Annotated in this window: 20 protein-coding genes; 7 read left to right on the top strand and 13 right to left on the bottom strand. The window is 63.5% G+C overall.

The features are described 5' to 3' along the window. Window positions 1-251 precede the first annotated feature (251 nt). Window positions 252-806: a TetR/AcrR family transcriptional regulator gene (locus CXR25_RS07185; protein WP_009884548.1), complete on the top strand. Its 555-nt coding sequence runs from the start codon at window positions 252-254 to the stop codon at window positions 804-806. 258 nt (window positions 807-1,064) lie between these two features. Continuing rightward, entirely contained in the window at window positions 1,065-3,812 is a 2,748-nt protein-coding gene (locus CXR25_RS07180; RefSeq protein ID WP_009884549.1) for a DNA gyrase/topoisomerase IV subunit A, read from the top strand. Between the two features lie 294 nt (window positions 3,813-4,106). Here the strand turns inward: CXR25_RS07180 and CXR25_RS07175 are convergent, their stop codons facing one another. Both CXR25_RS07175 and CXR25_RS07170 read right to left on the bottom strand, forming a co-directional pair. Further along, the gene (locus CXR25_RS07175; protein ID WP_069599881.1) at window positions 4,107-5,690 is read right to left on the bottom strand and encodes an adenylate/guanylate cyclase domain-containing protein; all 1,584 of its coding nucleotides are present in this window, start codon (window positions 5,688-5,690) and stop codon (window positions 4,107-4,109) included. Next, complete coding sequence (locus CXR25_RS07170) at window positions 5,687-6,661, bottom strand: biotin--[acetyl-CoA-carboxylase] ligase (protein ID WP_096158572.1); 975 nt, start codon at window positions 6,659-6,661, stop codon at window positions 5,687-5,689. The genes CXR25_RS07175 and CXR25_RS07170 overlap by 4 nt, the downstream gene beginning before the upstream one ends. A gap of 67 nt (window positions 6,662-6,728) precedes the next feature. On the opposite strand from CXR25_RS07170, the gene CXR25_RS07165 reads away from it, so the two are divergent. Both CXR25_RS07165 and CXR25_RS07160 read left to right on the top strand, forming a co-directional pair. Then, a complete protein-coding gene (locus CXR25_RS07165; protein WP_069599879.1) occupies window positions 6,729-8,309 on the top strand; it encodes an acyl-CoA carboxylase subunit beta in 1,581 nt (526 codons plus the stop codon). Then, window positions 8,306-8,626: a hypothetical protein gene (locus CXR25_RS07160; protein WP_125240475.1), complete on the top strand. Its 321-nt coding sequence runs from the start codon at window positions 8,306-8,308 to the stop codon at window positions 8,624-8,626. The genes CXR25_RS07165 and CXR25_RS07160 overlap by 4 nt, the downstream gene beginning before the upstream one ends. A gap of 141 nt (window positions 8,627-8,767) precedes the next feature. On the opposite strand, the gene CXR25_RS07155 is transcribed toward CXR25_RS07160, so the two are convergent. From CXR25_RS07155 to CXR25_RS07140, 4 genes are all read right to left on the bottom strand, one after another. Further along, complete coding sequence (locus CXR25_RS07155) at window positions 8,768-10,561, bottom strand: MDR family MFS transporter (RefSeq protein ID WP_009884554.1); 1,794 nt, start codon at window positions 10,559-10,561, stop codon at window positions 8,768-8,770. Beyond that, complete coding sequence (locus CXR25_RS07150; protein WP_009884555.1) at window positions 10,558-11,313, bottom strand: TetR/AcrR family transcriptional regulator; 756 nt, start codon at window positions 11,311-11,313, stop codon at window positions 10,558-10,560. Before CXR25_RS07150 ends, CXR25_RS07155 begins: the two co-directional genes overlap by 4 nt. Window positions 11,314-11,411: 98 nt before the next feature. Beyond that, window positions 11,412-12,209 carry a carbon-nitrogen hydrolase family protein gene (locus tag CXR25_RS07145; protein ID WP_009884556.1) on the bottom strand — a complete coding sequence of 266 codons (798 nt, stop codon included), beginning with the start codon at window positions 12,207-12,209 and terminating at the stop codon, window positions 11,412-11,414. Between the two features lie 132 nt (window positions 12,210-12,341). Further along, complete coding sequence (locus CXR25_RS07140) at window positions 12,342-13,538, bottom strand: MFS transporter (protein ID WP_125240474.1); 1,197 nt, start codon at window positions 13,536-13,538, stop codon at window positions 12,342-12,344. A gap of 26 nt (window positions 13,539-13,564) precedes the next feature. Between CXR25_RS07140 and CXR25_RS07135 the strand changes: the two genes are divergently transcribed. From CXR25_RS07135 to CXR25_RS07125, 3 genes are read left to right on the top strand one after another with little or no spacing between them, the layout of a single operon-like run. Beyond that, window positions 13,565-13,792 carry a hypothetical protein gene (locus CXR25_RS07135; protein ID WP_096146740.1) on the top strand — a complete coding sequence of 76 codons (228 nt, stop codon included), beginning with the start codon at window positions 13,565-13,567 and terminating at the stop codon, window positions 13,790-13,792. 33 nt (window positions 13,793-13,825) lie between these two features. After that, window positions 13,826-15,502, top strand: a complete 1,677-nt coding sequence (locus tag CXR25_RS07130; RefSeq protein WP_096160898.1) for a DUF885 domain-containing protein — start codon at window positions 13,826-13,828, stop codon at window positions 15,500-15,502. Window positions 15,503-15,535: 33 nt separating this feature from the next. Then, the gene (locus tag CXR25_RS07125; RefSeq protein ID WP_096146742.1) at window positions 15,536-16,270 is read left to right on the top strand and encodes a GntR family transcriptional regulator; all 735 of its coding nucleotides are present in this window, start codon (window positions 15,536-15,538) and stop codon (window positions 16,268-16,270) included. 18 nt (window positions 16,271-16,288) lie between these two features. Here the strand turns inward: CXR25_RS07125 and CXR25_RS07120 are convergent, their stop codons facing one another. The 7 genes from CXR25_RS07120 to CXR25_RS18975 form a co-directional block, all read right to left on the bottom strand. Next, entirely contained in the window at window positions 16,289-17,014 is a 726-nt protein-coding gene (locus CXR25_RS07120) for an aspartate/glutamate racemase family protein (protein ID WP_096146743.1), read from the bottom strand. A 14-nt stretch (window positions 17,015-17,028) separates the two neighbouring features. After that, window positions 17,029-18,546 (bottom strand): NCS1 family nucleobase:cation symporter-1, encoded by a 1,518-nt coding sequence (locus CXR25_RS07115; protein ID WP_125240473.1) that lies wholly within the window; start codon window positions 18,544-18,546, stop codon window positions 17,029-17,031. A 231-nt stretch (window positions 18,547-18,777) separates the two neighbouring features. After that, complete coding sequence (locus CXR25_RS07110) at window positions 18,778-20,331, bottom strand: MFS transporter (RefSeq protein WP_083248703.1); 1,554 nt, start codon at window positions 20,329-20,331, stop codon at window positions 18,778-18,780. Window positions 20,332-20,419: 88 nt separating this feature from the next. After that, complete coding sequence (locus CXR25_RS07105; RefSeq protein WP_096158570.1) at window positions 20,420-21,685, bottom strand: MFS transporter; 1,266 nt, start codon at window positions 21,683-21,685, stop codon at window positions 20,420-20,422. 137 nt (window positions 21,686-21,822) lie between these two features. After that, a complete protein-coding gene (locus tag CXR25_RS07100; RefSeq protein WP_009883054.1) occupies window positions 21,823-23,202 on the bottom strand; it encodes an LLM class flavin-dependent oxidoreductase in 1,380 nt (459 codons plus the stop codon). A gap of 58 nt (window positions 23,203-23,260) precedes the next feature. Beyond that, window positions 23,261-23,869, bottom strand: coding sequence for an MFS transporter (locus CXR25_RS18980; RefSeq protein WP_240689177.1), 609 nt, complete (start codon window positions 23,867-23,869; stop codon window positions 23,261-23,263). Beyond that, window positions 23,866-24,465, bottom strand: coding sequence for an MFS transporter (locus CXR25_RS18975; RefSeq protein WP_050773366.1), 600 nt, complete (start codon window positions 24,463-24,465; stop codon window positions 23,866-23,868). Before CXR25_RS18975 ends, CXR25_RS18980 begins: the two co-directional genes overlap by 4 nt. Window positions 24,466-24,535: the final 70 nt, after the last annotated feature.

The following is a 24,535-nucleotide window of genomic DNA, read 5'->3' as shown; positions in this document are numbered from 1 at the left end:
TAAGGTGGAGTCAGAGCCCATGGGACGAAGACATGCCCCGTTTAGTGGGAACCGACTGTCAGTTTGGCGAGTCTTATACCAATTCTTCGCTATTGCAGGTAGTGTCTGTATCCGTTCGACACGAAACGTTATGAATTCGTGTTTTAGTGTGCGGCCAAACATTGGCCATAGTCTGTGGCCAACCGCTGGCCATCCACCATCCAAAAGGCACCTGTACTGCAGGTGCCTCACGAGAGTGAGGCCTGAAAGAAATGATTTCACGAAGAGACGTCGTCACCGACTCCGCGATTGCCGTAGTCGCCGAACAGGGAGTTCGTGGACTCACCCACCGGGCAGTCGATGCCCTCGCCGAGCTGCCTGTCGGCTCCACCTCGAATGTCTACCGCACCCGCGACGCCCTGATCACAGGAATCATGGGGCGCATCGGAGACCTCAACTCGCAGCAGCTCGACCGTCTGCCCGACATGTTCCGGGACAGTGGAAAGCCCGCACAGGAGATCGCCGTCGATTTCTGCATGAACTGGCTGACCACGGACCGCAATCGCTTCTACACGATGATCATGCTCAGCCTCGACCCGGCGTTGCCCGATGAAGCGGTGGTGGCGAAGCAGAGGAACATGCGCAGCATCAATGAGTTCATCATGCGCTTCGGTCAGGTCGACGCCGACCTCGCGCGCCGGATCAACAGCTCGGTGATGGGCATGATGGTCAGTGAGCTCATGGCCGGAACCGCGGACCGCTCGCACATCGAGCAGTACATGAGCGAGTTCCTCAAGTGGAAGCGCGACATCGCAGCGCAGTCTTAAACACACGACCAGCACTCCCCTCCTGTACCGCCTTCGCGTGCGACACTCCTCCATGACCTACGCCTGCGACACGAACCTTCGCCTGCGACACTCTTCTACGGCCTTCGCGTGCGACACGAACCCTCGACCGAGGCCGATTGGGCCATAGAACTCTAATCGAACGCTAGAATCAATGGGTGCTCTCCGTTGCGCCTGCACCGACTCGGCGCTCGGGAGAGCATCCGGAGAACATTCGCGCGTCCCAGTCAAAGGAGTTCCATGACCGAAGGCAGAGTCATCGATGTCGACGTCTCGTCGGAGATGGAGAGTTCGTTCCTCGAATATGCGGTCTCGGTCATCCACTCCCGCGCACTGCCCGACGCACGTGACGGCCTCAAGCCGGTCCAACGCCGCATCGTCTACCAGATGGGCGACATGGGTCTGCGCCCGGAGCGCGGCCATGTGAAGTCCTCCCGCATCGTCGGCGATGTCATGGGCAAGCTCCACCCTCACGGTGACACCGCAATCTACGATGCCCTGGTGCGCCTGAGCCAAAGCTTCATCATGCGCGTTCCGCTCGTCGACGGCCACGGAAACTTCGGTTCCCTCGACGACGGCCCAGCCGCCCCACGTTATACAGAGGCCCGACTGACATCGGCCTCGATGCAGATGATCGCCGGCCTCGACGAAGATGTCGTCGACTTCGTCGGAAACTACGACAACACTCTGACTCAGCCCGAGGTTCTGCCCAGCGCATTCCCGAACCTGCTCATCAACGGCACCTCCGGAATCGCCGTGGGCATGGCCACGAACATGGCCCCGCACAATCCCGGTGAGGTCATCGCCGCCTGCTGCCACCTGATCCGCAATCCGGAGGCCGGCCTTGCCGAGCTCATGCGCTTCATCCCCGGCCCTGATCTGCCCACCGGCGGGCGGATCATCGGACTCGACGGTGTGCGCGAAGCCTATGAGACCGGACGAGGAACGTTCCGCACCAGGGCCACCGTCTCAATCGAGAACATCAACGCCCGGCGCAAGGGCATCGTCGTCACCGAGCTGCCCTACCTCGTCGGCCCCGAAAAGGTCGTGTCCAAGGTCAAGGACGCCGTCGGGGCGAAGAAGCTCACCGGCATCGCCTCGATCGATGACTACTCGGACCGCAAGAACGGCATGCGCCTGGTCATCGGCATCAAGAACGGGTTCAATCCGGAGGCTGTCCTCGCCGAACTCTACCGGCAGACCCCGCTCGAGGAATCGTTCAGCATGAACAATGTCTGCCTCGTCGACGGTCAGCCACGGACGCTGGGTCTGCGCGAACTGCTGACCGTCTACCTCGCCCACCGCATCGACGTCATCCGACGCCGCACGGTGTTCCAGCTGCGCAAGGCCAAGGACCGCCTCCACCTCGTCGAAGGTCTGCTCATTGCGATCCTCGACATCGACGAGGTCATCCAGCTCATCCGCTCCTCCGACGATGCGGCCACGGCACGCACCCGCCTCATGGACGTCTTCGAACTTTCGGAGCTCCAGGCCACCTACATCCTCGACCTGCAGCTGCGCAGGCTGACCAAGTTCTCGCGGATCGAACTCGAGGCCGAACGCGACGAACTGCGCAAGAAGATCGCCTACCTCGAAGACCTGCTCGCCGATGAGGCCAAGCTGCGTGAACTCGTCGCCACCGAACTCGAGGCGACGGCGGAAGCCATCGGCTCACCTCGGCGCACGGTCCTCATCGAAGGCTCGATGAAGGAGCTCTCTGCCAAGGGCAAGAAGGCGCAGGCAGACCTCAAGATCGCCGACGCCCCCTGCCGAGTCCTGCTCTCAACATCGGGCCGGATCGCCCGGACCGCCGATGCCTCACCGCTGCAGAGGGTCGGGAAGCGCTCGAGCCACGACGCGCTGCGTTCGGAGATCGTGTCGACGACTCAGGGCAAGGTCGGTGCGGTGACCTCGACCGGTCGTCTGCACATGGTCGATGTCGTCGACCTGCCAGCCCTGCCCCCGGCCGCAACCCGGCCCAACGTCGCCGGCGGCGTCAAGATCGCCGACTACGTGACGCTGGAGAAGAACGAAACCGTCCTCGGCCTCATCGACCTCGATCGTGAATTCGTCCTCGGCACCGCGGGCGGAGTCGTCAAACGCGTGTCCGTGGCCGCGCGGCCGAACAAGAGCGAATGGGAAGCGATCACGCTCAAGGGCAAGGACTCCGTCATCGGCGTCGCCCAGCCGAAGGACATCGATGAGTCCCTGGCTGTGTTCGTGACCTCGAACGCACAGCTGCTGGCCTTCGACGCCTCCGGGCTGAGAGCCCAAGGCTGGAACGCCTCTGGTGTGGCAGGTATGAAGGTTGCCGCCGATGCGCGCGCCCTCTTCTTCGGAATGACGCCCAAGGCGGCCAAGACCGATGAGGAAGGCGACGCCGACACCAACATCGGCACGTTCGCCGTGGTCACCGTCGCCAGCGGCGAGAACTTCTACGGCGCACCCTCGTCATCGATCAAGGTCAGCGACTTCTCCGAATATCCGACCAAGGGTCGTGCGACCTCGGGTGTGCGTGCCCATAAGTTCCTCAAGGGAGAGACCGAGCTGTCCCTGGCATGGGTCGGCGACTCTCCGCAGGCCGCTGCGCAGGCGGGTGGGGCCAGGACCCTGCCAGCCGAGATGTCGAGGCGCGATGCCACCGGTTCGCCGCTGGAATCCAAGATCGACGTCATCGGGACGGTCCCCCGCCTCGGTGACGCCGAGGCGGCCCTTTCAGGCGGCGGAGCCGGTGCAGGTGACTCAGGCGCGGCAGGTACTGACGCTTCCGGTGACGGGGGTGCGGCCTCCGGCGGGGGCTCATCGTCCTCGGCTGCCACGCGCACTCAGGGCCTGGCGACGAACTTCGGTGAACTCGATCTCGACCTCGACGGCGGGCCGGATCTCGATGAGGCGAAGGAAGAGATCGCCCGCTCGAAGATCGACTCCGACGACGCCGTCATCGTCTCCCATGATGACGACGACGATGACGACACCGCACTGTTCTGAGGAACCTGGCAGGGCTTTCCGAGATATCGGACGAGAAAAGCTGCCCTGTCGTCAGTAGTGATTGTGATCACAGATCACTGCACACGTGGTACCCGTATTCGCACAAACAACCACTGCAACTGTATGCCTTACGGCTAACAGTGCGCAGCGCAGCCAACGGTGCTGTGTAGACCAACCGGTGCGTGATGCGTCGCGGAACCTGGCTCAGTTGGAGCCTCTGGCTCAGTTGGAGTGCCTGGCTCAGTTGGAGTGCCTGGCTCAGTTGGAGTGCCTGGCTCAGTTGGAGTCTCTGACTCAGTTGTCGTCGTCGTCGAGATCCAGCTGCATTTGGGCGGCCGTACCGCGCTTCATCTCGCCGATACCGGTCTCCCCCAGCCCCTGGAGCGACAGAGATTCGCGCCGCTCGAAGACATAGGCATCCGAGGCCGAGAGCACCCGAGCCGTGTCCTCATCGGTGAAGATCGTGCCGGGATCGGCCACGGCGGTGAGCCGGGCAGCCAGATTGACGCTGGAACCGAAGATGTCGCCCAGGCGAGACAGGACCCTGCCCCAGACGAATCCGACGCGGGCCTGCGGCAGATCCTGGGCAGCGGTAACGCGTTCCATCAGGGTCATCGCGATCTCCGCTCCGCCCAAGGGCGTCTCGGCAGCGAAGAACACCTCATCGCCGACAGTCTTGATGACGCGACCGCCACCAGTGGCGACGATGTTGTAGGCCATGCCCTGGAACTCCTGGACCAGATTCGCCAACTGTCTGGGCTCCATCTTCTGCGACAGCCGTGTATAGGAGACGAGGTCGATGAAGCCGACCGCACGTGCCAGCGGCATCGACGAGTCGTACCAACCCTGCCTGTTGTCGATGGCCAGACCATCGGAGACGTTGACGTTGAGGCGACCCATCACCTCGGCGAGGTTGCGCCGCCAGGAATACGTCAGCATCTTCTGCAGAGGATCGACCATGTCCTCGACGAGCTGCAGCGCGTCGCGTCTGGCCTCGGGATCGGTCAGGCCCTCCTCCTCAGTGAGGAAGTCGACGAGAGTCTCCATCTGCCATACGACGAGACGGTCCGTGGTCTGACCGATCGCGCGGGCCAGTGACAGGGCAGTGGACTGATCAATGAGGCCGTCGGCGACAGGCTTGGCCCACATGCGCAGCGCATGGGCGTCGCTGACGGTGTAGGCCTTCTCTATGCCGTCCGTCTGGGACATGCCCAATGCTCGCCACATCTTGCGCGCAGAGACCGTGGAGATGCCCCCGAGTTTCGCCGCTTCACGCCGGTCGAGCACGCGTTTGCCGTCGAGGAGGATCTCCTCGAGGCGTTCGGCCGCGCTGCGCGTTTCGTAGACGGTCTCGTCTTCGTCCTCGTCACCTTCGCCGACGATCTGCAGGGCCGCAGTTCGCGGGTCCTCATGCAGCCCTCCGAAGAAGTCTCCGCGAGCCTTCTCATCCAGCTGTCCCGAGGCCTCGGACGAATCCGTCTCACCGCTGGAACCGTCCTCGTCCCTGGGGACGGAATCCGTCACCGAGGTGGCCGGGAGGTCGTCATCACCGTGCTCGATTCCCGGCATCGAAGGGGATGGGGTGGCCGCGGGAGGTGCGTTGGAGGTGGACGAATCGTCGATCTGGTCCTCCGTGACCACTGGTATCGAGTTCATGCCCGATGACGCTGAGTTGTGAACCTCTTGGACCGAGTCGTGACTCTCCTGGCCGGAGCCGTGGGACTCATCTGCGACACCCTGAGGTTCATCGGCCGAAGCCTGTGGAGCGTCGGCCGAGTTCGGCGACTCATCGACAGGACCTTGCTGCTCGTCGACTGGGTCTTGACCGTCGTCGGAGACGATGTTGAATTCGGCGGTGAAGTCCGAGACACCTGTCATCTGTGGCCCTCGACTTCCGTGTTCGTCACTGTTGGCTCGTTCGACACTGCTGGCTCAGCTTCGTCAGCAGACTCGGCGGCCGGTCGCAGGTGGTGGACGTCGCCGGCGCTGACACTGATGTCGTTGTCGATGATGAGATCGCCGCCGGAGTCGAGTCCGGTGGCTCGGCCGTACAGGTTGCTTCCGTCGGGGCGTTCGACTCTGACCCGGGTCCCGAGGGTCACCATGTTCGCACGCACCTTGGCGCCGGCTGCGCTGCGGCTGAAATCATCATCGTCATATTCGACAAGCTCCCTGTAGGCAGGAATCAGTGTGCTCAGGATTGAGATTAACAAGTCTTCATGAGCAACTTCTGAACCGTCGGTGTCCGTTTCGATGGCAATCGAACTGGCGCTCTCACGTGGCAGATCATCTGACTGCAGGCGGGTGTTGATCCCCATCCCCAAGACGATTCGCGGTCCACTCGGCGCCGGTTCGACCCGGGCCAGGATCCCGCACAGCTTCTTCCCGTCCTCCGTGAGCACATCGTTGGGCCACTTGAGTACGGCCGGCACTCCCGCCTCGGCGATGGCAGATCTGACTGCCTCACCGGCGATCAGGGGAATCCACCCCCAGGAGTCGAAGACGGCACCGGGCTCCAGCAGGATCGAAAACGTCAGCGAACGACGCGGGGGCACGGTCCAGGTCCGGCCCAGGCGCCCGTGTCCGGCGTTCTGATGATCGGTGCCGTAGACGGAGAACTGAGCAGGCACCTCGGCGAGGTCGATGCCGTCGGCGGCTGCGATCCGGCGGGTGCGATCGGTGGGGTGCTCGCGAAGCTGCGACTGCCCGCGGACCAGCGAGGCCAACTCGTCGTTCGTCGACGAACAGATGTCGTCCCAGATGACAGTGGGGAGATCGAAACCACGGTCCGCGGCCTTGCGGCGCAGTGATTCGACATCGACGAGGAAGGGAATGTGTTGGCTGTTCACCAGACCACTTTAGATTCTTTTGGTGAGAGTGCACAATGATCGCACCCTGCGTCGTTATTGTGGAGGCATGACGGATACCCCACGAACAACAGCCGAGCGCATCGACGCTTTCGTCCAGCGCCGGGATGCGGCCCACACCGGCAATGAGAAGTCGGTGGAGAACCAGCACAAGCGCGGCAAGCAGACCGCTCGCGAACGCATCGAGGCACTCCTCGACGAGGATTCGTTCCAGGAGATCGACGAGTTCGCCCGCCACCACAACCACCAGTTCGGCATGGAGAACAATCGCCCCGACGGTGACGGCGTGGTGTGCGGTCTGGGCACGATCGAGGGCCGGACCGTGGCCGTGTTCGCTCACGACTTCACCGTCCTCGGCGGCTCCCTCGCCGAGGCGAACGGCCGTAAGATCGTCAAGGTCCAGAAGCTTGCGATCAAGTTGGGCTGCCCCATCATCGGCATCAACGATTCCGGTGGCGCCCGGATCCAGGAGGGTGTGGGCTCGATCGCCCTGTTCGCGGAGATCTTCCGCCTCAACGTGGCCTCCTCCGGCGTGATCCCGCAGATCTCGCTCATCATGGGGCCCTCGGCCGGTGGTGCCGTGTACTCCCCTGCGCTGACCGACGTCACGATCATGGTCGATCAGACCAGCCACATGTACATCACCGGTCCCGACGTCATCAAGACCGTCACCGGCGAAGAGGTCGGCCACGAGGACCTCGGCGGCGGACGCACGAACAACACCGTCTCCGGCAACGCCCACTACCTGGCCAGCGACGAAGACGATGCGCTGAACTATGTGCGCGACCTGCTCTCATTCCTGCCCCAGAACAACCTCGACCCCGCCGATGCCGACGAGTTCGAATCGGATCTGAGTGTCGCACCTGAGGACGAGGCCCTGGATACGCTGATGCCGGATTCGCCGTCTCAGCCCTACGACATCCTCGACGTCGTCACCACCGTCCTCGACGATGCGGAGTTCCTGCAGGTCTCCGAACTCTTCGCCCCGAACGTCGTCACCGGCTTCGGACGCGTCGAAGGAGTCAGCGTCGGCGTCATCGCGAACCAGCCGATGCAGCTGGCGGGAACATTGGACATCGATGCCTCGGAGAAGGCGGCCCGCTTCGTGCGCCTTTGCGATGCGTTCAACATTCCGATCCTCACCTTCGTCGACGTGCCCGGATTCCTGCCCGGCACCGATCAGGAGTTCAGCGGCATCATCCGCCGCGGCGCCAAGCTCATCTACGCCTACGGTGAGGCCACGGTTCCGCTGATCACGCTCATCACCCGCAAAGCCTACGGCGGAGCATACTGCGTCATGGGCTCGAAGCAGCTCGGCGCCGATCTCAACCTTGCCTGGCCCAGCGCCCAGATCGCGGTCATGGGTGCCCAGGGGGCTGCCAACATCGTCTATCGGCGCAAGCTCAAGGCCGCCGGCGAGGCAGGCGAAGACGTCGATGCTCTGCGTGACGAACTGATCCAGGACTACGAGGATGCCCTCCTCAACCCGTATCTGGCGGCCGAAGAGGGCTACATCGACGCGGTCATCAAACCGAGCGAAACCCGGAACCGGATCGTGCGCGGGCTGCGGGCGCTGAAGAACAAGCATGTTGACGCTCCAGCGCGCAAGCACGGTAACATCCCACTATGAGTGAGGACGTTTCACAGCCCGCCGACGACGCCGCGCCGACCTCGGCCGACGACGCCGCAGCCACCTCCACCTCGGTCGAGGACCGAACACAGGTGCACGCACACGACGGCGAGCCTGTCAGCGACGATATGGCCAGCGCCGCAGCGGTGGCGGCCGTCGTCGCGATCCGCCAGGTGGCTCTTGCCTACGCCGCCAATCAGGCTGCTGCCCTGGATCAGATGGAGACGGCCAAGCACGACCGTGCCGGAGTCAACGCGCCACGTCGCAACGTCCGCAAGCGACTGCCGCAGGCCTGGACACAGACGCTGGGTCGCTGACACCGGGACGCTGAGTCGCTGAGCCGTTGGGACGTTGACAGATCAGCGAGCTCAGCAGCCAGACACACTTTGGGCGCCGACAGATCTTCTGTCGGCGCCCAAATCATGTCACCGGTGCAGCCCGTTCGCTGTGGGGCCTGCTTACCTCAGCCGGTACTGGTCCTTTTCAGGGTCGGCCCCAGGCTCCACTTGGTGGATGGTTCCGGTATCGAGACCAGGACGCGGCGCGTATCCGTCATCGACGGTGACCGTGCTCAGACGCTGAGGACCACGTTCACCGGCCACCGACTCGTCCGAACCCGCCGCTGTGTCTGCAGTCGCCGAGTCGCCCGAAGCGTTGACGACTCCTCGTGTCGGACCGCCCATATCGTCACCGTAGACGGCTTCACCGCGGGCCACCATTCCGGCGACGTCGGAGAGCTTGAGCTGCGGGAGGAACCAGGCGAGGACGAAGGCGACGAGGAACACCGGCACCATGTACCAGAACGAGGGTGCCAGGGCGTCCGCGTAGGCGTTGACAACGAGGTCGTGGATGGGCCCGGGCAGTGAGGCCACGGACTCCGGGGTCAGCGAGTCGGTGGAGGCACCACCGGCTGCCGCACCGCCGGGTGCCTGCGACATCGCTTCGCCGACCTTGTCTGCCAGCCGGGATGTGAATATCGACCCGAACAGTGCCGTGCCCACCGAGGCACCGATCTCGCGGAAGTAGTTATTCGTCGAGGTTGCGGTGCCCACCAGCTCCGGGGCCACGGAGTTCTGAATGACGAGGACGATGATCTGCATGACCAGGCCCAGGCCGAAGCCCATGGTGAAGATCATGCATCCGATGAGCACCATCGAGGTATCGGCCGTCAGCGTGGTCATCCAGGCCAGAGCAATGCCAGCGATGAGGGTGCCTAAGAGCGGGTAGATCTTGTACTTGCCGGTCTTCGACACGATGAAGCCGGAGACGATGGAGGTCAGCATGACACCGGCCATCATCGGCAGCATGAGCAGGCCGGATCCTGTCACATCTGTCCCGGATGCCATCTGCATGAACGTGGGCAGGAACGCCATTGCGGAGAACATGCCCAGGCCCAGCAGCAGGCCGATGACTGTCGAGAGGACGAAGGTCTTGTTCTTGAACAGGAAGATCGGGATGATCGGGTTGCTGACCTTGGATTCGACATAGACGAAGATGGCAGCGGAGACCACAGTGCCGATGATCAGGGAGATGATGGTCGGCGAGTTCCAGTCATAGTCGTGACCGCCCCAGCTGGTGACGAGGATCAGCTGCGAGGTCGCTGCCACCATGAAGATGATGCCGAGGACGTCGACCTTCTTGTCCGACTTGTGGCTCGGCAGCTTGAGTGCGAAGAGCGCGATGACGAAGGCGATGATGCCGATCGGGACATTGATCCAGAAGCACCAGCGCCAGTCCATGTGCTGGGTGAAGAAGCCGCCGAGGACCGGTCCGAGCACGCTGGAGATAGCGAAGAGTCCGCCGAGGGGGCCCATGTACTTGCCGCGCTCACTGGCGGGGATGATGTCGGCGATGATGGCCTGCGAGAGGATCATCAGTCCGCCGCCGCCCAGGCCTTGGAAGCCGCGCCAGGCGATGAGCTCCCAGAAGGTCTGCGCCATGCCGGACCCGAAGGAGCCGACGACGAAGATCGCGATCGCGACGAGGAAGATGACCTTCCTGCCCCACATGTCGCCGAATTTTCCGTACAGCGGCATGACGATGGTCATCGCCAGCAGGTAGATGGTCACCAGCCAGGCCTGATGCTCGACACCGTCGAGTTCACCCACGATCGTCGGCATTGCCGTCGACACGATCGTCTGGTCCAGGGTCGCCAGGAACATGGCGGCCATGAGCGCGGAGAAGATGAGGGCGATCGTCTTCTTGTTCAAGACGATCGGCGCCTTCTCAGCTGTCTGCGTTGCTGAGCTCATGCGGTTTCCTCCTCAAAAATGTCTCGTAGTTCGTCGAACAGTTCTTTGATGACGGGGGCCGGGTCACCCTCGACCTTGCGCAGGCGCAGGAACGTCGCCTTGATCGACATCATCGCCAGGGCGGCCAGAGCCTCGGCGCGGATGGACACCGGCACCCCGTCGCCGTCGTCATGGCAGTGGCCTGAGCCGGAATCGTCAGAAGAGCTATTGGTCGCCGAGGTGGCCCTGCGGTTCACGTTGGACGCTGATTTCTCGTCGGTCGCAGAGGTTCCCGAGTCCGTCGCTCCCCCGTCGAGGCGACGTTGGATCATCTCGCGGAACAGGCGCTCATTGTTGCCCATGCGAGACATCTGAACCTGCATGAGCGAAGGATCCTGCTTCATCAACAGGTGATACTGGTGCATCTCTTCGCGCTTGTTCAAGCGCGTGCGCACGACCGAGGCCAGCAGGTGCTGGAGGTCGGACAGCAGCCGCCCGTCCGGGCCGCCTGCCTCGAACGCTGCGATGTCGGGCTGGTCCTCATCGTCGAAGACGGTGTCGGCGCGGCCCAGCAGTGCCTCTTCCTTGCTGGAGAAGTAGTTGAAGAAGGTCCGCCGTGAGACTCCGCAGCGTTCGCAGATGTCTTCGACGGTGACGTTGGCGTACCCGTTCTCGAGTGCCAGATCGAGGGCGGCTTGACGCAGAGCCTGACCGCGTTCGCGCTTCTTGCGTTCGCGCAGCCCCTCGGGCTCGCTAGAAGATGTGGAATCCATATTCACATTATTGCACTCGGTGCATTTTTGCCTCAAGTGCAACTACTGTGTTTTACGGCACATTCTCAGCCGGACTCAAGCTCTCCCCTGAGTCAGCCTCAGTACCCGAGCTTCGCGTTCGCCAGCACCGGAATCGCCTCGGCGGCCTTGTCAGCTACGGCGAGGTCAACCTCGACGACTTCGAGGGCCTCGTGGCCGTCCAGTGAGGTGATGACGTGACCGAAGGGATCGGAGACGAGACTGTGGCCGACGCCGGTCGGTCCCTTCTGCGGAACTTCGACACCGCTGACCTCGGGATCGGCCTGGCCGATGGCGGCAACGAACATATTGGAGTCCAGTGCCCGGGCACGAGCCAGAGTCTCCCACTGTTCGACTTTGCCCTTCCCCGCGCCCCAGGACGCGGAGACGATGGCGAGTTTGGCACCACGACGGCTGACCTCGGCGTACAGCTTCGGGAAGCGGATGTCGTAGCACAGGGTCAGTCCGACGCTCTCACCGGCGAGGTCGATGACGACCGGGTCTTCGCCGGGGACGACGGTGTCGGATTCTTTGAACCCGAAGGCGTCGTAGAGGTGGATCTTCGCATAGTCTTCGCGCTCACCCTCTGGCGTGTAGACGGCAAGCAGGTTGATCACCTTCTCACCTGAGGTCGCGAACTCGCCGACGATGACGGTGATTCCGGCCTCGGCTGCCAGCTGGGTCATCTCCGACCGCCACGACTCGGTGTTCGCCTCGGCGACATCGCGCAGGCCGGGCCCGAAGGCGGACATCGTGGCCTCGGGGAAGACGACGAACTCGGCTCCAGCCTCGGCGGCCCTGTTGGTGTAGTCCCGGACCTTGTCGAGGTTGTCCGCAACCGTGGTGGTGGAGTTGATCTGCGCGAGTGCGAATTTCATGGCCAGTCCTTGCGATCCAGGGGTGTCATCGGTGGGTTCAGGCTATCGCGATCGCACGAACTGAGAAACCTCAGCCCAGCTGGCAGCGACATCAGCCCGGCCGGCAATGACCAAGCCCAGCCGACACCGTCCTCAGTGCAGGTATTCGCGACCGGGGCGACCACCTCGGCGGCGGCCGTGGACGAAGTAGTAGAGGATCATGGCCAGGATGACGAGACCGCCGCAGAGCATGAACATGCCGCTGCCACCGGTCAGCGGCATGATGGCGCCGAGGATGATCGGCCCGATGCCGGATCCGGCGTCAAGGAGCAGGAAGAACGAGGAGGTGGCGACAGCGACTCGCGACATCGGCACCGATTTCACGGCGATCGCCTGCATGCACGGCATGAGCGAGCCGAATCCCAGTCCGACGAAGACGCCGGCGAGGATGATCCCCGTCATGGTCGGCCACATCGCCAGCAGGATGTTGCCCACGAGGTTGAAGATGAAGACGGGATAGATGACGAAGTTGTCGCCGAGGGTGTCCTGCAGGCGACCGACGAACAGTCGTGCGATCAGAGATGCCACGGCGAAGGCGACGAAGAACAGGGAGGCAGCACTGGCAACCCCGTTGTCCTCGGCATAGCCGGCGAGGAACACGAGGGCCGCGGCGTAGGCGGTGCCGACGACGAGCATGATCGAACCGATCCGCAGCCCTGCCGGATCGACGAGGGTGGAGAGTTTGAGGTTCCATTTGCTGCTTCGCTGATAGTCGCTGAGTTCCTGCTTGGGCAGCTGGATGATGACGCAGAGGATGAAGGCGACGAGTGACATGAACGCCGAGGCGGCGAAGAGCATCGGGAAGTCATAGGCCCGCGGGAGGATGACACCCAGATAGGGCCCTAAAGCCGTCGACAGCGTGGTGGCGGTGCCGAAGTAACCGGTGCCCTCACCTCGGCGGGAGGACGGGATGACGCTTTGGATCGCGGTCATGATGGCGGTGTTGCCGGCGCCGAAGGCGATGCCGTGGATGATGCGGATGACGAGGAGCCAGACCAGGGTGTCGGCGAAGATATAGGCCACGGAGGCGAGGATCGAGATCGCCATCGTGATGATGAGCAGCTTCCGCCGACCGATGAAGTCCAGGTACTTTCCGGTCAGCACACGTGCGACGACGGCACCGACGACGAAGGAGGAGGACGCGAAGCCTGCAGCGGCCTCGCCTGCGGAGAATCTGGCGACGGCGTAGCCGGCCATGGACGTCATGAGGAGGTAGAACACCATCGACATCGACAGGTTGAGACCGATGCCGACGACGAAGTCCTTGGTCCATAGCTGTGCCCGTGCCACTGAAGATCAGTCTCTCTTCCTGTCGAATGATGCGCTGCGTTCCCCAACTGCCCGGTGAGAACAGCCTGCCCAGCGAGAACAGCCTGCCCGGTGAGATCGGTGCCTGCGGTCAGTGTCGATCGGCTGTGATCGGCGAATCGCTGATCGTTGAGATCGGGCTGATTTCTGAGATCGGGCTGGGAACCAATCCATGCTATCCGGTGGTCCCCGTCGGCGGCGGTCCATCTCAGGGTGATCTTGCTCTAGTCGCCTGATTGCTGTGTTCTCAGTCATATAGGGTGAGAATCATGACCCAGAAGAGAACCCCTTCGGCCGTTGATGCCGTTGCTGAAGAATTCGTCGACAGATCACTTGCGCTCTCCCCGTCCCTCGCCCTCTACCTCGGCATTGAGGGCGCGAAGGGCTTCGATGACTTCTCCCCCGCCGGTCTGGCTGCCGCCAACGATCTCACCGTCGAAACGCTGGCCAAGCTCACCGAGGTTGAGAAGACGGCCGAACTCGACGACGTCGACCTCGTGACCATCGATGCAATGCGCGACCGGTTGACCGTTGAACGCGACTACTTCGACGCCGGGCTCAAACATTCGAGCCTCAACGTCATCGAATCTCCCCTGCAGTCCATCCGCGACGCCTTCGACCTCATGCCCACCGACACCACCGCGGACTGGGAGACCATCGCGACAACGATGGAGGCCGTCCCGACCTCTGTGGCCGGCTATCAGGAGTCCTTGGCCCTGGCTAAGAGCCGTGGTCAGGTCGCGGCCCGGATCCAGATCGAGAAGGTCATCGAACAGGCTCGCACGCTGGCCGAACCCGGCAGCAACTTCGACCAGCTCATCGCCGGTGCCACCGACGTCCCGTCGTCGCTGCGCGAACAGCTGAGCACCCACGCCGAGGCGGGCCGTGAGTCCTTTTCCCAGCTCGCCGATTTTCTGGCTGCCGAACTTCTCCCGGCTGCGCCGGAGAATGAGGCCTGCGGTCGTGAGGCCTACGCCCTGTATTCGCGCGACTTCCTCGGCGCCGAGGTCGACTTCGATGAGACCTACGCATGGGGGCTTGAAGAACTGGCCCGCATCGACGCCGAGCAGCGCGAGGTCGCGGAGAAGATCCAGCCCGGGGCCGATCTGTTCGAGGTCATGGAGACGCTCAACAAGGATCCCAAGCGGACCCTGCACGGAGCGGAGGGGCTGCGGGAGTGGATGCAGAAGGTCGCCGACGAGGCCATCACGGAACTCGGCAAGTCCCACTTCGACATTCCCGAGCCGGTGCGCACGATCGAATGCATGATCGCCCCCTCGGCCACCGGAGGCATCTACTACACCGGCCCCACCGACGACTTCTCTCGGCCGGGCCGCATGTGGTGGTCGGTGCCCGAAGGCGTCACCGAGTTCGCCACCTGGCAGGAGAAGACCACCGTCTATCACGAGGGCGTGCCCGGCCACCATCTGCAGGTCGGCCAGGCCACCTATGTCTCTGACACCCTCAACCGCTGGCGCCGACTCATGTGCTGGGTCTCCGGACATGGTGAAGGCTGGGCCCTGTACGCGGAGAAGCTCATGGCCGACCTCGGCTTCCTCGACGATCCCGGCGACTACCTGGGAATGCTCGACTCGCAGCGACTGCGCGCGGCCCGGGTGGTCCTCGACATCGGCTTCCACTTAGGACTCGATGCACCCGAGAGCCTCGGCGGTGGGACCTGGAACCGGGAGAAGGCCTGGCAGTTCCTCACCGACAATGTCGCCATGGACCGGTCCTTCCTCGCCTTCGAACTTGACCGCTACCTCGGCTGGCCGGGACAGGCCCCGAGCTACAAGATCGGGCAGCGCCTGTGGGAGCAGTTCCGCGACGAGGCCAAGGCCGAGGCCGAGGCCGGAGCCGACTTCGATCTCAAGGCCTTCCATACCAAGGCGCTGAACCTGGGATCGGTCGGCCTCGATGCCCTCGGCCGAGCCATGAAGCGCTGACGCTGCGCAGAACACTGGTGGGAGAATGACCTGGTGAAGAACAATGACAGTCCTCGCAGCGATGGCCCGCGCTCTGAGACAGTGCGGGTCACCGAAGTGCTGCGCAACGAGATCATCGACGGAATCCGTCTGCCCGGCAGCAAGCTGGTGGAGCGGAACCTGGCCACCGAGCTCGGGGTCAGTCGTGTGCCGATCCGCGAGGCTCTCAAGCAGCTCGCTGCCGAGGGACTGGTGGCGAATCGACCCAACACCTGGTCGACGGTGCGCGAGTTCTCCCCCAGTGACATCGCCGACCTCAACGAGGTGCGGACGGTCTTCGACATTCTGTCCTTCGAACTCGCCGCACAGCGACACAATCGGGAGGGTTTGGCCAAGCTCGAGGCCACCATGGCCAAGGGCAAGGAACTGTCGAAGGCCGGCGATGTGGTCGGCGCCCACCGTTCGGCCGCGGACTTCCATGCCATCGTCACCGAGCTCTCCGGCAACCGGCTCCTGGCCGAGATCGGTGAGCTCCTCGACTCCCGTATGCGCTGGCAGCTGAGCCAGCACGATGACCTCGACTTCGTCGCCACCGAGCATGCTCAGCTCTACGACGCCATCGCCCATCGCGATCAGACAAAGGTCAGGGATCTGGCCGCCCGGCACCTCGGGACGAGCCAGGAGCAGCACGACAAGCACAAGGAACGCCTCGCCAAGGCTGTCGATGAGGGAACTGAGTCACGCGAGGAAACTGAGTCAGCCGAAGGAACCGAGTCACACGAGGACTGAGTTCACACACTGCTGAGGTCACGCTGCGCTGAAGGGCCAACCGCTCAACTGCTTCGGACGAGCCGGCGCGTAGGTCCTCACCTTCGAGGTCTTCAGTCCCAGGCCGACCAACGATTCGGCCAGCTTCACTGCGGCGGTGACCCCGTCGACGACGGGGACATCGCAGCGTTCGACGATGACCTGCTTAAGATCGGCCATTCCCCCGCACCCGAGGACGATGGCCTCTGCACGGTCACGTTCGACCGCCTCGGCGGCTTGATCAGCGATCGCCTCTACGGCGCGCTCAGGCTGATTCTCCAACTCGAGCACGGCCATCCCGGAGGCACGAACCGAGGTGCAGTGCGTGTTGAGTCCCGCTAAGAGGAGCCGGTCCTCGATCAGGGGAACGGTGCGATCGAGCGTCGTGACGACCGCGTACCTGTGGCCGAGGAACATCGCCAGCGCTGCTCCCGCCTCGGTGATGTCGATGACGGGCACGTCGAGGAGTTCCTGGAGTCCTTCGCGCCCATGTTCTCCGTACCCGGCCTGGATGACGGCGTCGAACTCCCCCGGATATTTCATCACCGCGTCCATGACACCCAGCGCCGCGAGATAGCTCTCGACATTGCCTTCGCAGGATTCGGCTCCGAAGGTGGGGGTCAGTGCAATGATCTCAGTGCCCGCCGAGGCGGCTTCTCGTGCCGCGCGGGCGATGCCCTCAGTCATCGACTCAGTCGTGTTCACGTTGACGATGAGAATTCTCATGGCAGGGCTCTCAATCAGTGTGTGGTGGGGACGGCGATCTCTTCGCCGTCGACCTCGCGGAAGGTGAAGTTCCGGCGGGCGATGATGAAGTAGATGATGGCCGCGATGCCTGCTCCGCTGAACCAGGAGAATTCCGAGAGTCCGGCAAATGCCGGGACCAGAGCGAAGACGAGGGAGATGACGGAGGCGGGGATGAAGGCGCCGATGGCTCGCCAGTTGACTCCGCGGTGGTAGAAGTACTCGCCGTCTCCCGCCTCGGTGTAGAGCTGGGGAACGTTGACCTTCGTCTTCCTGATCACCCAGTAGTCGACCATGATGACGCCGAACAGGGGTCCCAACAGAGCGCCGAGTCCGCCCAGGAAATAGACGATGACGACGGGTGAGTCGTAGAGGTTCCAGGGCAGGATGACGAACCCGATGACCGCGCTGATGATGGCCGCACTGCGGAAGTTGAGATGACGCGGGAACATGTTCGTCAACGCGTAGGTCGGAGCGACGAAGTTCGCCATGAGGTTGACCGCGACGGTGAGGATGAGCAGCGCCAGGGAGGCCAGCGCCAGCAGAATCGGGTTGCCGATGGTCTGCACGATGTCGGCCGGTGAGGTGATGACCGTGCCGTCGATCTTGTACTGAGCTCCGGCCAGGGAGATCACGACGAGGCCGAAGACGAGCATGTTGATCGGGATGCCCCAGAAGTTGCCGACGACGATCGATCCCTTCTTCTTCGCAGCGCGGGTGAAGTCGGAGAAGTTGAGGACGAAGGTGCCGTAGATCGCGACCCACAGGGACCCACCGCCGAGGATGTGCATCCACATCGGCCACCCGGACAGGGCGTCCTCTCTGGCCCAGGAGATGGAGAAGTCGACGCGGGAGAGCATCCAGATGGCCAGTAAGACGAAGGTGACGAGGATGATCGGTCCGGCGATCGCCTCGTATTTTCGGATCATCTCCATGCCGTAGCTGACGATGATGACCTGGACGATCCAGAGCAGCGTGAACGAGAACCAGCCCAGCCCGGAGAGTCCGAGGAACTCGGTGTCGGCCCACGACTGGAGACCGGGAATGAGGGTGATGAGCAGGACGTTGAGGACGCTCGAGGCCAGGTAGGTCTGGATGCCGAACCAGGCGATGGCGACGATTCCGCGCACAGATGCCGCCAGCTGCGCGCCGTGGACGCCGAAGGCGATGCGGCTCATCACCGGGTAGGGCACGCCCGTCTTGTGACCCATGAAGCCGGAGAGCGTGAGCAGGAAGAAGAGCAGTGCGGCACCGACGAGCAGCGCCACGAGGATCTGCCAGGCCCCCAGGCCCAGGGCGAAGAGTCCGAGAGCGAACCCGTAGTTGCCCAGCGAGTGAACGTCGTTGGCCCAGAGAGTGAAGACACTGTAGGCCGTCCAACTGCGCCCTTCTTTGCGACTGGGCGCCAGATCCGAGTTGTAGAACCGGGGACTGATGCGATGCGCCGCCAGCTGTTCGGGGCTCGGCCCCATCCACTTCGGTGCGGAGTCCTGCGTGGCCTCGGTCTTTGACATGGGTGTCACTCAAATCTGCAGGGCACAGAGCTGGGATACCAAATTGAATACCACTGCGCTGCGACGGCGGGTTCTTTCGAACTCAGCGTAACCCCAGTCACAGACTGTGCGCAATGACACATTTGCAACAGAGCCGTCGATACGCTCAACTACAGGGATCGCGCGAGCGGCTCAGCCGCTGGTCACGGGCTTGAACCCGACAGTTCAGCCATCAGATTTTTGGCATACCATTTATTCTTCTTCTACGTCCTTGGCCGTCGGATCCCACTTGACGATGCCCACGGCGATGGCTCCGGCCAGCGGTGCGCAGGCAACAATCCAGAAGACTCCGGTGCCCATCGAACCGGCCAGGATCGGGAACATGATGAGGGAGACGATCGAGAACGCACGCAGCACGGACTGGTTGAATCCGATGCCGATTCCCCGCAGCCTCGTCGGGTAGGACAGGGTGGCGTAGTTCATCAGGTTGGCTCCGGGCCCACCTGCCTGCGCGAAGACGAAGGCCGCGAGCATTGCCACCGATACCAAGACGAGGGCACCGGTCGGGATGCCGACGATGGCCAGCAGGGCCAGTGCGACGGCCTGGATCGCGAAGCCCACGAGCGTGATGCGGCGGGTGCCGAACCGGTTGACGATCGTCATGCCCAAGAGTCCGCCGATGGCCCCGAACCCGAGGTTGATGACGAGTGAGGCGATGATCGTGACCAGCGGAGTCTGGTGGAACAGCGTCGTGATGATCAGCGGGGTGCCGTAGGCGACGGCGTTGTAGCCGAAGGTGGAGAACACGGACACGCAGAGGGCGACGATCGTGCGCACGCGGTACTGCGGGGCGAAGAGTTCTGCGAACCCGCTCCACTTGCCTCCGCGCTTGGGCGCTTGAGGCTGAGATGCTTGGCTCGTGGGTGCTTGCGGAGTGGATGTTTCGTTCGCGATCGTATCAGCCGATTCCACCGTATCCGTCGATTCCGATGGGCTGCGTTTCGCGTCGTCTGCGAGCCTGACATCGAGGTTGTGGTGTGAGCGCATGACGTCCACGGCCGCGCGCAGGTCGCCCTGGTTGGCCAGCCACTCCGGTGATTCGGCGAGGTAGCGGCGGCGGACGAGGAGCACGATGAGGGCGGGAACTGCACCGAAGCCGACGACGATTCGCCACAGGATGGCGTGCTGGTCATAGGGCAGGGTGACGAAGATGATGAGGACGACCAGATACCCGATGCCCGTTGCGATGTACCAGGCAGGTGACCAGGCGTTGACGCGCTGAGAGCGGTTTCCCTTGCCCTTGAGTTTGGAGAACTCGGCGAGGAAGGCCATCGCCACCGGCAGGTCGAGGCCCACACCGATGCCCATGATGAACCGGAAGAAGATGAGGACCCATTCGTTGGGAGCCACGGCACAGCCGATGGCGGCGACGACGAAGAAGACCATGTCGGCCATGAACAGTTTGTAGCGCCCGAAGCGGTCGACGAGGTATCCGCCGAAGAGAGCACCGATGACTGCTCCGACCATGATCGAGGCGTTGACGAGCCCGGTCATGAAACCGGAGAGCCCGAACTGCTCCTTGATCGCAGTGATGCCGAAGGCCAAGGAGGAGAAGTCATAGGCGTCCATGAAGATCCCGCCGAGGGCGAGGATGATGACTGCCTTGGTCTTCGTGCCCTGGGATCCGAATTCGGCGAGGACCGAATGGATGTCGGAGGCGCTGCGGATGATCCGCGAAGACGATCCTCCGGTGCTGGTGGTCTGGGGTGCGTGCGCCGAGGTGCCGGCAGGTTCTGGACTATTCACAATCGCTCAGTATGGTCTGGGCACGTGCCCGCCCACTCCCCCGGCCGTCACAAAATGTCACGGACCGCTGATTGCCGGGGCTGTCGCCCTATTCCAGTTCGACGCCGCGCTTCTCCGGGAGCAGGAACATGGCGAGGAACTGGATGATGTAGATGGTCGGCAGCAGCGCGAGAGCGAAGGCGAAGCCGAAGGAGTCCGCCAGCAGCGCGATGACCACTGGCGCGAGTCCGCCGAGAGCGCGTCCGATGTTGAACACGACGTTCTGGGCCGTGGCTCTCACCTGAGTGGGGTACATCTCTGCCAGCAGGGCACCATGACCGCCGAGCATGCCGTTGGCGAAGGCACCCATGAAGAAGCCGCCGATGAGCAGTGCACTCGGGTCGGTCATCTGGCTGTAGACGAGGATCGAGACGATCGCCCCGGCCTGGAAGATCCAGAAGGCAGGACGCCTGCCCAGTCGGTCGGCGACCTGACCGAAGATGAGGATGCCGGCGAGCATTCCGATCACCGTCACCGCCGTCCACAGTGATCCCTTCGTCACGCCGAGGTCCATCTTCTCCGACAGATAGTTGGGCAGCCAGGCGATGATGCCGAAGTACCCGAAGTTCTGCACCGTCGAGAGGACGATCAACGCGAAGGTGATCTTCACGGTCGCCCTGTCCTTGACCAGCGCACGGATCTTCGCGCCGAATGTCGGCAGCTCCGCTGAGTCTCCCGACTCCCCCGCTGTCTGGCCCCGCTGGGACTGCACGAATTTGTCGGGCTCTTCGACACCTCGGCGAATGACGAAGGCGAAGATGGCGGGGAAGAGACCGATGACGAACAGCGCCCGCCAACCCCACAGGGCGATCACCGGAGCGGAGACGATCGCGGCGGCGAAGACGCCGATCTGGAATCCCACGCCCACCCATGAGGTGGCTCGGGCACGCTGGTTGGCCGGCACCGCCTCGGCGGCCAATGCCATGCCGATGCCGAACTCGCCGCCGATTCCGATGCCGGCGATGAACCGGTAGGCGGCCATGTCCCAGTATCCCTGCGCGATTGAGCTCAGTCCGGTGAACACGGCGAAGATGAGAACGGTCCAGGTCAGAACCCGGACGCGACCGTAGCGGTCGGCCAGTGATCCGAAGATGATGCCGCCGAGGACCGCTCCGAAGAGGGTGATCGTCGACAGTGACCCTGCCTCGACGTCGCTGAGTCCGAAGGTGGCGATGATCCCGCCGAGGGCGAAGCTGAGGATGAGCAGATCGAAGCCGTCGAGCCCGTATCCGACAGCCGCGGCGAAGAGCGCCTTGCGTTTGTAGGCGGGCGCCGAGGTGGCCTCGGCAGTTGTCTTGGGCGTCGCAGCGCTCATGCGGGATCCTCAGGTGATCGGCGGATCGGAAAATGGCCGCAGACCATTATCCACCAGAAGTGGCCGGCAGATGAACTCGCAGGTCAACTGCGAAATGCTCATCTACCGGCCACCTAGTCGAACTTGCCCGCGCAGGCTCACACCAGAGCGTCAGATCCCAGCCGGAATCCTGCACCCTTGTGATCATCGGCCAGCCGGGGTCCCTGTCCCGTGAGCTGCTCACGGACTGTGGCACCTTCGACGGGTTCGGGCAGGAGACCGCGACGACGCAGTTCGGGCGAGACGTACTTCGTGAACCGTTCGGCGTCGGCAGGGCGGACGGCCGCGGCGATGTTGAAACCATCGATGTCGGCCTCGTCCATCCAACGTTCGAACTCGTCGGCGATCGTTGCGGGTGCACCGGTGATGACCGGTCCACGTCCGCCGATGGCGACGAACTCGGCGAGGTCGCGGATGGTCCAGGTCTTATCACCGGCCATCGTGGTGAATGAGGCGAGCGCGGACTGGTTCGCATCGGTGGCCACGTATTCCAGCGGGTCTTCGGGCTTGGCACCTGAGAGGTCGACGCCGGTCCAGCCTCCGAAGAGGGAGAGTGCGGATTCGGTGTCGACGTAGCGCGTGTAGTCGGCGAGCCTGGCCTCTGCGGCTTCGTCGGTGTCGTCGACGACGACGGTGGCGAGCGCGAAGATCTTCACGCTGTCGCGGGCCCGTCCGCGTTCTTCGAGTCCGTCGCGGACCTTGTCGACCCAGGTGCGCAGGATCTCCGGGGTGGGTCCGGAGAAGAAGATCGCCTCGGCGTGGTCGAGGGCGAATTCCTGTCCGCGCTTGGAGGCGCCGGCCTGGAACAGCAGCGGTGTTCCCTGCGGGCCGGGCACGGCGAGCGCCTGCCCGGGGACGGTGAAGAACTTGCCCTCGTGATTGATATCGCGAACCTGGTCGGGGTCGACGAAGACATTGGCCTCGGCGTCGGCGCGAAGTGCCTCTGGCGTGATGGAGCCTTCGAAGAGCTTGTACATGATGTCCATGTACTCGTCGGCCCGGTCGTAGCGCTCATCGTGTGGGATCTGGCCTTCTAGTCCCAGGTTGCGTGCCGCGGAGTCCACGTAGCTGGTGACGATGTTCCACGCCACGCGCCCGTTGGTGAAGTGGTCGAGGGTCGTCAGCGTCCTGGCCAGCAGGTAGGGCTGTTCGTAGGTCACCGAGGCGGTCACACCGAATCCCAGCGTCTTCGTCACCGCTGCCATGGCGGGCACCGCAACGAGCGGGTCGAGGAGGGGGAACTGGACTCCCCCGCGGTTGGTGACGTCGGCATTGCCTCCGTAGACGTCGTAGACGCCGAGGATGTCGGCGAGGAACAGGGAGGAGAATCCTCCTTCCTCGAGGGTCTTGGCCAGATCGGTCCAGAAGTTCAGTTGGGTGAATTCCTCGACTCGTGATTCCGGGTGGCGCCACAGTCCTGGTGACTGGTGGACAGGTGTCATCATGTCGAAGGCGTTGAGAATGATCGGTTTCGTCATCGTGTGTCTCTTTCCTTGTCGGTGTCAGGTGGCAGGTCAGTAGGAGTCAGGTGCGAGCTCAGTCGCCCGCGCGGGCGCTGATCGCCAGCTCCCGGGCGGGGTCCTTCGCCGCCAGTGCTGCGATGAGTGAGAGCAGGCACAGCAGGGTGAGGTAGCCGCAGATCAGCCACGGTGAGTGGCCGCCGATGACGTAGAGCAGTGCCGCGACCATCGGCATGATGCCTCCGCCGATGACGGTGCCCAGCTGGTAGCCCATGTTCACGCCCGAGTAGCGGATCTCGATGGGGAACTGCTCGGCGAACCAGGCTGCCTGGGGTCCGTAGATGGCGTCGTGGGCGAGGTTCATGCCGATGATGACGACGATGGGCAGGAACGCCAGTGGGCCGGCGTCGAGGAAGGCGAAGAAGATCCACCCGAAGGCGGCCACTCCGATGATGCCGCCGATGGTCACGCGTTTGCGACCGACTTTGTCAGAGATCCATCCCCACAGAGGCCCGGTGAACAGGCCGATGGCGGAGGCGATCATCACGGCGGTGACGCCGGCGGTCGAGTCGTCGCGGTTCTCGGCCAGGTAGCTGAGCATGTAGACGGTGATGAGGTAGAAGACGCTGTTCTGTGCCAGGCGCAGGCCGATCGTGACCAGGAGGACGCGTGGGTGCTTGGTCAGGACGTCGCGCAGAGGTGCCTTGGCGACGTTGCCGGAGTCCTTGAGTTCCTGGAACTCTGGGGCATCGGAGACGCCGAGGCGGATCCGATCTGGGTGAAGGATCCGAACAGGCCGCGTTTGCGTGGGGGTGCGTGTTCGACCGAGAGCAGTGCCGATCCTCCCCATTCCGCGCCGGCGGAGAGTCCCTGGACGATGCGCAGGACGACAAGTGCGGCAGCGGCCCACCAGCCGATGGTGTTGAAGTTCGGCACCAGGCCGATGAGCGTCGAGGCGATGCCCATGGACAGCAGGGAGACGACGAGTAAGGCCTTGCGTCCGACTCGGTCGCCCAGGTGTCCGGCGATGATGCCGCCCAACGGTCGGGCGAAGAATCCGACGGCGAGGCTGGCGAATGCGGCAAGGCTGCTGCCGAGTTCGCTGCCGCTGGGGAAGAACTGGACGTTGAAGATGAGTGCGGCGGCGGTGCCGTAGAGGTAGAAGTCATACCACTCGATGGTGGTGCCGGCGAAGGCCGAGGCGAGCACGCGCTTCTTCCCGTCCAGGAATCGCCGAGGTGGGTCCGGGGTGATCGTCTTCACTGCGGAGGTCTGTGACATGGGGTTCTCCCTCATCGACGTGGTCAGGGTGTCTCTTCAGAACCTGGTGCTTTACCGTGGTCAGGTGCTT

Origin of the sequence: Brevibacterium aurantiacum, from assembly GCF_003932995.1 — a bacterium.
GTDB lineage: Bacteria > Actinomycetota > Actinomycetes > Actinomycetales > Brevibacteriaceae > Brevibacterium > Brevibacterium aurantiacum.
The sequence above is the reverse complement of the archived record's forward strand: the minus strand, read 5'-3'. Positions and strand labels throughout refer to the sequence as shown.

Excerpts from the sequence above, each read along its gene's own strand:
- CXR25_RS07185 (WP_009884548.1), top strand. The coding sequence starts at position 252 with ATGATTTCACGAAGAGACGTCGTCACCGACTCCGCGATTGCCGTAGTC.
- CXR25_RS07180 (WP_009884549.1), top strand. The coding sequence starts at position 1,065 with ATGACCGAAGGCAGAGTCATCGATGTCGACGTCTCGTCGGAGATGGAG.
- CXR25_RS07175 (WP_069599881.1), bottom strand. The coding sequence starts at position 5,690 with ATGACAGGTGTCTCGGACTTCACCGCCGAATTCAACATCGTCTCCGAC.
- CXR25_RS07165 (WP_069599879.1), top strand. The coding sequence starts at position 6,729 with ATGACGGATACCCCACGAACAACAGCCGAGCGCATCGACGCTTTCGTC.
- CXR25_RS07160 (WP_125240475.1), top strand. The coding sequence starts at position 8,306 with ATGAGTGAGGACGTTTCACAGCCCGCCGACGACGCCGCGCCGACCTCG.
- CXR25_RS07155 (WP_009884554.1), bottom strand. The coding sequence starts at position 10,561 with ATGAGCTCAGCAACGCAGACAGCTGAGAAGGCGCCGATCGTCTTGAAC.
- CXR25_RS07150 (WP_009884555.1), bottom strand. The coding sequence starts at position 11,313 with ATGGATTCCACATCTTCTAGCGAGCCCGAGGGGCTGCGCGAACGCAAG.
- CXR25_RS07145 (WP_009884556.1), bottom strand. The coding sequence starts at position 12,209 with ATGAAATTCGCACTCGCGCAGATCAACTCCACCACCACGGTTGCGGAC.
- CXR25_RS07135 (WP_096146740.1), top strand. The coding sequence starts at position 13,565 with ATGATGCGCTGCGTTCCCCAACTGCCCGGTGAGAACAGCCTGCCCAGC.
- CXR25_RS07130 (WP_096160898.1), top strand. The coding sequence starts at position 13,826 with ATGACCCAGAAGAGAACCCCTTCGGCCGTTGATGCCGTTGCTGAAGAA.
- CXR25_RS07120 (WP_096146743.1), bottom strand. The coding sequence starts at position 17,014 with ATGAGAATTCTCATCGTCAACGTGAACACGACTGAGTCGATGACTGAG.
- CXR25_RS07115 (WP_125240473.1), bottom strand. The coding sequence starts at position 18,546 with ATGTCAAAGACCGAGGCCACGCAGGACTCCGCACCGAAGTGGATGGGG.
- CXR25_RS07105 (WP_096158570.1), bottom strand. The coding sequence starts at position 21,685 with ATGAGCGCTGCGACGCCCAAGACAACTGCCGAGGCCACCTCGGCGCCC.
- CXR25_RS07100 (WP_009883054.1), bottom strand. The coding sequence starts at position 23,202 with ATGACGAAACCGATCATTCTCAACGCCTTCGACATGATGACACCTGTC.
- CXR25_RS18975 (WP_050773366.1), bottom strand. The coding sequence starts at position 24,465 with ATGTCACAGACCTCCGCAGTGAAGACGATCACCCCGGACCCACCTCGG.